This window comes from Arcicella sp. GW458-12-2-14-TSB2 (genome assembly GCF_059423785.1).
The window spans coordinates 1-8070 of record NZ_JBWKYN010000226.1 but is presented as its reverse complement, the minus strand read 5'-3'; the positions used below and the strand labels follow the sequence as shown (position 1 = coordinate 8070).

Here is an 8070-nt window from a genome sequence, read left to right as displayed (position 1 = left end):
GGCTATAAGTATTTTCAGTGTTTTTGAAATGATAAAAAATACTTTTTTGCATTTTTTTAAATAAAGATTTGTTTTTGTCAAATTAAATTAATTAACTTTGTCCATAGAATAAATAGATTTATAAAGAACGAAGGGAGAGAGTAGGCTCGATGATCTTCTGGCAACCTGTTAGCCACCAACAAGGTGCCCCATCCTAATTCTAACGATAAATCGTACATACAATCAGTTTTTTTTATCATGAGTTAACATTCATTGATGTGGATGTGAGTTTGCCTCATTGCCATTATCAATCCAAAATGTTTAGTATTTGATGACTACTTTTCATCAAAAATAATTGTTTGAATATATAATATACTAAATCTATATATTTAATAGGATAATTAATAAACTAAAACAAATGAAAACTACGAAGCAATTTTTATCACTCACCTATTTAACAATAGGTTCACTGGCATTCAATGTTGCCGAAGCACAAACCAAATTTATTAAAGAAGGCCAATGGCGTGGTGAATTTAAAGTGAACGAGGTACAAGTACCCTTTAATTTTGAAGTTAAAGGAAAAGATGCTGAACACGCAACGTTCACGTTGTTAAATGGCTCACGTAGAGACGATTTTCATATAAAGCAAATTGCGAATGATTCAGTATTTATCAAAATGAATACTTATGATGCTGCCTTAGTAGCAAAAATAAATGATGATGGCACCTTGTCAGGAGTTTATAAAAGTCTTGTTCCAAATTTTAAAGGAAATTTCCTTCCATTTACGGCAGAATCTGGCAAAACGTATCGTTTTGTAGAACCTGCTAAAGAGATTCAGGCAAACCATAATTTGTCGGGGAAATGGGCTATTAAAATTATCAGCAAAGAGCCCGTAGCTGACCAAGTGGCGGTTTTTGAACAAAAAGGGAATAAACTAAAAGGTGTATTTTTGAAAGTAACTGGCGATACACGAGAATTAGAAGGTATCGTACAAGGAGATGAATTTACACTGACAGGTTTTTCAGGACCAAGCCCTTGGTTAATTCGTGGAAAAATTAATCCTGATAAAAGTATTACTGGAGAAGTGGGCTTGGGTATTTACAACAACGTAAAATTTGAAGGGGTAAAAGATAAAAATGCAGAATTGCCTGATGCATATACGTTAACGTATTTAAAAGAAGGATATGAAAAACTAGATTTCACCTTGCCTGACTTGAATGGGAAACAAGTATCACTGAGCGATGAAAAATATAAAGGGAAAGTGGTTATTGTAGAAATTATCGGTACTTGGTGTCCAAACTGTACAGACCAAACTCAATTTCTTTCACCTTGGTTCAAGGCTAATAAAAACCGTGGCGTAGAGGCCATCGCAGTGGGTTTTGAACAGAAAGATGATTTAGCTTATGCAAAATATACATTAGGAAAACTAAGAGATAAGTACGACATCCAATATGATATTTTGTTTGGGGGGATTGCTGATAAAAAAGTTGCTTCAGAAAAATTTGCAGCTTTAAATAAAATGATAGCTTTTCCTACTACCATTATCATCGGGAGAGATGGCAAAGTAAAACAAATCCATACAGGATATACGGGCGAAGTAACAGGAAAATACTTTAAACAGTATGTGAAAAAATGGAACAAAGAATTAGATAAACTTATTGCTGAACCTGTTCCTGCCTCAGAAGTAGCTTTAAATAAATAATACAAATAATAAACTCGGTATTTAATCAAATAATATAATCTCAAATTCAATTATTCACATGAAAAAAATCGTTCTAATTCTGACAAGTGTTTTGACTTTCGCAATCAGTGCAAAAGCAACAAATGATAATAAAGGTAGTGATGTAACATACACCGTTGATAATCAGGCTAGTAAATTAGTATGGACTGGCAAGAAAGTAACTGGGGCACATACAGGAAACATTTCATTGAGTGCAGGTAATTTGGTTATTTCAAATAACAAACTGAAAAGTGGCTCTTTTGATATAGACTTAACGTCGTTGACAGTAACGGACTTAACTGATAAAGATTATAATGCCAAATTAGTGGGACATCTAAAAGCTGATGATTTTTTTAGCGTTGAAAAATTCCCTAAAGCTAAATTTGTGACAACGGCTGTCACAGCGAAAGGAGGTGAAAACTATGAAATATCAGGCAAACTTACCATCAAAGGGATTACGAATGATGTGAAGTTTCCAGCTATCGTAAAAGTAGAGAAAAACAAAACGACAGCTCAAGCGAAAATTTTGGTAGACCGTACTAAGTATGACATTAAGTTTCGTTCAAAAAACTTCTTTGAAAACTTGGGTGACAAAGCTATTGAAAATGACTTCGAGTTAGACGTTAATTTGGTGGCTCAAGCAGGCAATGTAGCCGCTAAAGCTACTGGAAAATAAGTATTTATACGTTAGATATGGGCAGATAGATAGCGTGTTGAAATGCTTTTAGAAAAATTTAGAGGTGTAGACATATTTAATGTAATAAGAAAACACCTCTAAATTCTCCTGATTTTATATTTCTTCTATAAATTACCATTATGAAAAAATGCTTCTGCATACTCTCGGTAGCTTGTATTGTATTGATGAGTTTTCAGTATCAGATGCAAGAAAATGAACCTACTAATAAAATAGCGCTCGGAGAAAAACTTTTTTTTGACCCGATATTATCTTCTAAAAAAACATTAAGCTGTGCCTCATGTCACAAACCAGCACTTGCTTTTGCTGATACAACGCAATTCAGTGTAGGTGTTGACGGCATTTTGACTGACAGAAATACACCTTCTGCGATGAACTTGGCTGGTAGAATACATTTGTTTTGGGATGGTCGTTCCAATTCCTTAGAAGAGCAAGCTATTCAACCGATTATATCAACAACAGAAATGAATCTTCCGATAGTTCAGGCCTTATCGAGATTGAATGAAGATAAAGTATATAGTAGAGCGTTCAAGAAAATTTATAAATCACAAGCCACAGAAAAGCTCTTGGGAGATGCTTTGGCGGCGTATCAAAAAACCTTAGAAACTGCCAATACTCCTTATGACCGTTATATCAATGGGGATGATAATGCCATGAGTCCAGAGGCTATTAGAGGACGCCTGCTGTTTATTGGTAAAGCTAATTGTGCCAATTGTCATGCAGGAGAAGACTTTACTGCGGATAGATTTAAAAATATAGGGTTATTCGATGGGCAAAAGCTCAATGATGTAGGGCGGTATAAAATCACGAAAGATTCTAGTCATCTAGGGCATTTTAAAGTCCCAGGCCTACGAAATGTAGCCATAACACCGCCGTATATGCACAATGGGGTATTCAAGACTTTAAAAGAAGTAATAGAATATTACAACCAGCCTGATGCTTTTGTGAAGAATGGACTTAATAGGGACTTATCCCTTAGTACCCCCTTGGGACTAAGTAAAACAGAAATAACGGAGTTAGAGGCTTTTCTAAAAGCACTGACCGATGACCGATTCTTAAAGAAATAGACGGCATTACAGCTAATTATCTTAAACCAAACGTATACCCTTTTATTGCTCTATTTTTTATATCCTTTAACAATTTAAACCTAATACTATGGTGAGGCTCGTTAAGTTTCATTTGGTCTATTATGACCGATGCTTATCAATTTATTTTAGTTAATCATCTTCAACAAAGCTTCGTCCATCAAAATCTTGATGGACGATTAACACAAAAAATCATGAAAAATAATTTTATAAAAGGAGTGTGCAATGTTTCATTGTTAACACTCTCATTGACAAGCACATCCTTTGCTGTTGAAAAACCTACTTTAAAAGAAGGCAAATGGCGAGGAGAGTTTCAGGTAAATGAAACTAGAGTCCCTTTTAATTTTGAAATAAAAGGAAAGACCATAGAATCATCAACGCTGACTTTATTGAACGGAAGTCGACGAGATGACTTCAAAGTAAAGGCTATATCTGGCGATAGTATTTTTGTAAAAATGAATACCTACGATGCCGCTTTGATTGGTAAAATTGACGAGCAAGGCACTTTCAGAGGCGTTTATAAAAGCCTTGTTCCTAATTTCAGAGGGAACTCTTTACCCTTTGTGGCTGAGTTTGGTAAAACTTATCGTTTTGTAGAACCCGGAAAAGATTTAAAACCCGTAACGAATGTTACAGGGAAATGGAATGTGAAAATCATTAGTAAAGACCCTAATGCTGCCAATTCTATTGCTCAATTAGAACAAAAAGGCAATAAACTAACAGGCGTTTTGATGACGGTAGTGGGTGATACCCGTGAACTTGAAGGAACTATTCAGGGAAATGAATTCCATCTTTCAGGGTTTACAGGGCCAAGTCCAGTAGCTATCAAAGGCAAAATTAATGATGATTTAACAACCATAAGTGATGGTGAAATTAGTTTTGGAATTTATATTACCCAAAAATTTGAAGCCACAAAAGATAAAAATGCTTCATTGCCAGACCCTTATAAGCTCACATTCTTGAAAGAAGGCTATAAAAAACTAGACTTCACGTTCCCTGATTTAACAGGCAAACAAGTATCACTGAGTGATGATAAGTATAAGGGCAAGGTAGTAATCGTAGAAATAATAGGAACATGGTGTCCTAATTGTACTGACCAAACTCGCTTTCTAGCTCCTTGGTTCAAAGCCAATAAACAACGAGGTGTAGAAGCAATAGCCATAGGATTTGAGCAAAAAGATGATTTAGAATATGCCAAATATACCTTAGGCAAACTTAGAGATTTCTTTGGAATCGAATATGATATCCTTTTCGGAGGTATTGCAGATAAAAAAGTAGCTACCGAAAAACTCGCTGCGTTGAATAGAATGGCGGCTTTTCCTACCACTATCATTATTGATAGAAAAGGAGATGTTCGTGAAATTTATACAGGCTATACGGGTGAAGTAACAGGTAAATACTTTAAAGATTATACCAAAAAATTCAATAAGGTATTAGACGGATTAATAGCCGAGCCTAATCCTTATGAAAAGGCAAATATTACTACTGCCAGTTTGAAATAAGCTTCATCAATTAACTAACATACCTCCAAGACAGTTCGTAATACCTTGCCATGAGTATTACGACTGTTTTAACCTTTCCATCTTAATCCCTTCCCTAATGAAACAAAAAATACTTATTTTATTCAGCCTAATCTTCGTATATGGCTCAGTTGTAGCACAACAACGTAATAATATCACAGGTAAAATAATTGATGCAAAAGATAACAGTCCATTAGCAGGAGCGTCTATTCTAATAAAAGGTACACAATCGGGTACTACTTCCAATTTTGATGGAAATTTTAATATTTCAGCAAGAACGGGAGATGTACTAATAGTTTCTTTTGTAGGATTTACTACACAAAATATTAAAGTTGGTAGTCAAAATCAGTTGACAATCAAGCTAAATGCTGACCAGCAAGGTCTTAGTGAAGTAGTTGTAATTGGTTCTCGTTCAAACCAAGCTCGGACCAATATCGAAACACCTGTTCCAGTGGATGTAATTACTAGCAAAGAAATTGTTGCTACAGGTAGAACAGATTTATCACAAATACTAAGTTTTATTGCGCCTTCTGTCAACTCGAATAGACAAACGGGTGGCGATGGTTCAGCTCATATCAATCCACTAGCTTTAAGGGGAGTAGCGCCAGACCAAACCTTAATTTTAGTAAATGGGAAGCGTCGTCATACTAGTGCATTAGTGAACGTATTAGGTACGCCCGCTCAAGGAGCCTCATCCTCAGATTTAGATGCCATTCCTGTTTCTGCTATTGAAAGAATAGAAGTATTGCGTGATGGAGCGGCTGCACAATATGGTTCAGATGCGATTGCGGGAGTAATAAATATTGTACTAAAATCGAGTGTAGACCAAGGTCAAGTGACGATTACAACTGGTGAATACAATACTAGCTATCGTAATAAAAAAGATGGCTTTACTTTATTGACAGGCGTAAATTATGGTTTCCGCTTGGGTGAAAAAGGCTTCATCAACATATCTGGGCAAATTAATAACCGAGATGCCACCGACCGTTCAGGTTTTTATGAATATAATAACCGCTTAACGGGAGCTAAATTGTACTGGTTTCCTTATGCTGTTGGTACAAGTTCTGAAATAGTAGATGCCAAAGAAAAGTCTGTTGATAGGTATAGTTCTGCGAAAAGTGGGAATGGTAAACAAGAAAATGCCAGCTTATTTGTCAATGCATCTTTGCCTTTGGGAAATGATGTAGAGTTGTATGCTTTTGGTGGAATTTCTTCAAAATACAGTATTAGTGCAAACAATGCCTATCGTTTTCCAAATGGAACGACTACAATTAACAGTGTTTCAAGCCGTTATTTCCCAACGATTTATCCAACAGGTTTTTTAGGAGAAAATGCCGCACGTTTAGTCGATGGCTCTTTTACGGCGGGAATCAAAGGCAAAGCCAATGGTTGGAATATTGACTTTAGTAATACTTCTGGGCACAACAGAATAGATTATACCGTTCAGAATACAATTAATGCCTCTATTGGTACATCAAGCCCTACTAAGTTCAATAGTGGGGCATTGGTTTTCAATCAGAATACTACCAATATTGGTCTTACTCAACGTTTTGAAAATTCAGCCATTAAAGCATTTAACGTAGCTTTTGGAGCAGAATACCGTTTAGAAAACTATCAAATTATTGCAGGAGAAGAAAAGTCTTACAAAAACTATGGTGATACTACTTACATCAGTACTGTAGGGGGGAAAACCAAAGGGGTAAGACCAGCAGGAGCACAGGTATTTCCTGGGTATCAACCTGCAGATGCACAAAATCAGTATCGCCATAGTATAGGGTTGTATGGAGATGTAGAAGCAGAAATTTCAGATAGATTTTTATTGACAGGTGCTTTACGCTATGAAAAATATAGTGATTTTGGTGACCAATTAACTTGGAAAACATCTACTTCAATAAAATTGATTGATGATAAAAATAGTATCCTAGAAAGTCTTTCATTGAGAGGGGCCGTAAGTACAGGTTTTAGGGCTCCATCATTACAGCAAAAATATTATTCAGCGACTACCTCTATTCCGCAGGCCGATGGCAGTTTGATTCTATCACTGGTATCAAACAATGATAATAATGTTACAAGGTCTTTTGGAATTCCTAACCTAAAGGCGGAAACTTCTAATAACTTTAGCCTTGGTCTTACTAGCCGTATCGCTAGCCATTTTACGGCTACGGTTGATGCTTATCAAATTAATATCAAAGACCGTATTACGCTTACGGGTACTTTTGATTTTAGTTCAATCACTAATAGCGATGCTACGATTAAGGGGGCGGCACAGTTAGTTAAAAACTTGCTGGCTAATTATCCTGATGTAAATGCGGCTCAATTTTTTGCAAATGCCATTGATACCCGTACACGAGGTATCGATGTGGTATTAGCCTATCGTAACAAAGTAGGAGCAGGAGCGCTTAATTTATCATTAGCGGGTAATTTCACTCATACCGAAGTAACAAATGTGCATGTGCCAAGTGGATTAACGTCGTCGGGTACTGAGGATGTTAGGCAGTATCTATCAGAACGTATTTTCTTTGACCGCCAACAAAGAGGACGTTATGAAAGAGGTACGCCACAAAGTAAAATAGTTTTATTGGCTGGCTATACGATAGGACGTTTGACGCCTAATGTGGTAGTAACTCGCTTTGGTGAATATACTTTTTATACCACTCAAAGCAATTTGAATAGTACAACAGGTGGAAGAGACCAAGTTTTTAGTCCGAAGACCACCACAGATGTTTCATTGAATTATCAATTAAATAAGTCTGTAGGAATCACCTTAGGGTCAAATAACATTTTTGATGTATATCCAGACCAACTGAGCATTGCGAATAACCAAACGGGAACAGTACCTTGGGGTACTTCGGGCGGACAGCAATTCGGTTTTAATGGAGCATTTTATTATGGCAGATTAACCTTTAACTTCTAACTTTTTTTGAGAAAGCCCTTGCTAAAAACAAGGACTTTCTCAATTTGAGCATCTATCATTGTGCTCATAGCGGAACTATCAATTAAACATGAGTCATCCCGAATTTTGGGCAAAATTTGTCCACAAGATATTGTGAATGGCTATTCTTATTCTGTAAA

General features: G+C 36.1%; 5 protein-coding genes and 1 riboswitch. All 5 genes read left to right on the top strand.

What is annotated here, in order from left to right; all coding sequences use genetic code 11:
- The first annotated feature begins 115 nt into the window (after window positions 1-115).
- A riboswitch (SAM riboswitch) is annotated at window positions 116-212 on the top strand.
- Between the two features lie 185 nt (window positions 213-397).
- The 5 genes from AC07XN_RS22035 (at window position 398) to AC07XN_RS22015 (ending at window position 7912) form a co-directional block, all read left to right on the top strand.
- Window positions 398-1681 (top strand): peroxiredoxin family protein, encoded by a 1284-nt coding sequence (locus tag AC07XN_RS22035; RefSeq protein ID WP_494744614.1) that lies wholly within the window; start codon window positions 398-400, stop codon window positions 1679-1681.
- Between the two features lie 58 nt (window positions 1682-1739).
- On the top strand, window positions 1740-2375 hold the full coding sequence (locus AC07XN_RS22030) for a YceI family protein (RefSeq protein WP_494744613.1): 636 nt from the start codon (window positions 1740-1742) through the stop codon (window positions 2373-2375).
- A 140-nt stretch (window positions 2376-2515) separates the two neighbouring features.
- Window positions 2516-3460: a cytochrome-c peroxidase gene (locus tag AC07XN_RS22025; protein ID WP_494744612.1), complete on the top strand. Its 945-nt coding sequence runs from the start codon at window positions 2516-2518 to the stop codon at window positions 3458-3460.
- A 212-nt stretch (window positions 3461-3672) separates the two neighbouring features.
- On the top strand, window positions 3673-4980 hold the full coding sequence (locus AC07XN_RS22020) for a peroxiredoxin family protein (protein ID WP_494744611.1): 1308 nt from the start codon (window positions 3673-3675) through the stop codon (window positions 4978-4980).
- Window positions 4981-5077: 97 nt separating this feature from the next.
- Window positions 5078-7912: a TonB-dependent receptor gene (locus AC07XN_RS22015; protein ID WP_494744610.1), complete on the top strand. Its 2835-nt coding sequence runs from the start codon at window positions 5078-5080 to the stop codon at window positions 7910-7912.
- The last annotated feature ends 158 nt before the right edge of the window (window positions 7913-8070 follow it).